At 48.9% G+C, this 1,510-nt stretch carries 1 protein-coding gene; it reads left to right on the top strand.

Features of this window, described 5'->3' with window-relative positions; translation table 11 throughout:
- Nucleotides 1–1,510 (top strand): RHS repeat protein (locus tag J8L98_RS24385; RefSeq protein WP_210998650.1); only part of this gene is annotated, 1,510 nt, incomplete at both ends.

Genomic DNA, 1,510 nt, shown 5'->3' with positions numbered 1-1,510 from the left:
TAAAAGACGGCACGTTAACCGCCAGCGATTTGGTTAAGTTTGGTCCTGCTGAGGCAGACAGTAAAGTTAAAACACTCTATAACGACAAAGGCCAAGCCCGTTTTACCCTGACTTTACAAGCGGGTAATAGCGCCAGCATGAAAGAAAGTCGTTATGATGCAGCAGGGCAGTTAGTTGAGACCATCGCGTATGCGAGCGTGGTGAACTACAGCGCCATTACCAACGAAACCACCGCCAAAGCGCAATTGCTCAGCTCAGCACAAGACCAACAAAGCCAGCTATTTTATGATGACGCAGGGCGCCTGCGCTTTACTGTAGATGCACTCGGATATGTGAGCGAGCAACGCTACAATGAAATCAGTGATGTAAATAGCACCCTTGCTCATGGCGCGTCAGTGCATGATAACGCGGCACTGAAAGCCAAACTCACCGCCAATACACTCAGCTATGCGGATTTACAGGGGCATTATGGCAGCAGTGTATTAACGAATGCGCGAGTGAGTAGCGCAGAATATAACGCCGCAGGGCAGCTCATTTGGACACAGCATGCCGATGGCACCACTGAGTCATATACTTATAACACTGCAGGATTAAAAACCAGCTATACCAACCAAAAAGATGCCACTTGGACGTATGACTATGATGCTGCTGGGCGCTTAGCCTTTGAGCGCAGCCCAGCACAAACTATTTTTAATTGGGCCAATGGTCAATTAAGCAAGCTGACGTCAATCAACATCACCAAAGCATTCAGCTATGATGGTCTGGGGAATGTCACGCAAATCACCGAGGGGGCACAAAAGAATAATGCCTGGGTCAGTGGTGTACCAAAAGCCACCACTGACTTTGGTTATGATAATGCAGGGCGACAAACATCGGTGCGCCAAGCAGCAACAACCAACGCGCCTGCCACAGAAACCATCACAAAATATGATGCACTCGGTCGTGCTGTGAGCGCGACACAAGCCGGTGTGACGCAACTTAAAATATATGACAATGCGGGCAATGTGCGCTTTGAAATTGATGGGGATGGCAATGTCACAGAGCGCCGCTTTAATGCCTTAGGTCAGGCGGTGACTTTAATAAAGTATGCAGATGAAACAACATGGCAGCCGAATACGTCGCGCACACTGACCTTGGCAGATATGGTTGACAGTCAAGGGCAGTTGAAAACAAGTAACCCTGCTAATTTACAAGTCTCAGCGGACAAAGACCGTCAAATTGACACCCAATATGATGCAGCTGGGCGTAAGGCACAGGTGACCATCGGCAATCAAACCACCTTATTTACCTATAACGCGTTTAACCAAGCCGTTAAAAAAACGCAGTTGCTCGCTGTCGGCAGCTTAACCAGTTACACCTATTACAATGCGCTGGGTCAAACTGTCGCAACGGTTGATGCAGGGAAGTACCTGACGACTCAAAGCTACAATGCCTTTGGTCAAGTGGAAACGCGCACGGAATATGCAACGGCACTGACCGGCAACTTAAGTGAAACAACCCAGCCGACGGG

The organism is Pseudoalteromonas sp. MMG013 (assembly GCF_018100885.1).
Taxonomy (GTDB): Bacteria; Pseudomonadota; Gammaproteobacteria; order Enterobacterales; family Alteromonadaceae; genus Pseudoalteromonas; species Pseudoalteromonas aurantia.
The sequence above is the reverse complement of the archived record's forward strand: the minus strand, read 5'-3'. Positions and strand labels throughout refer to the sequence as shown.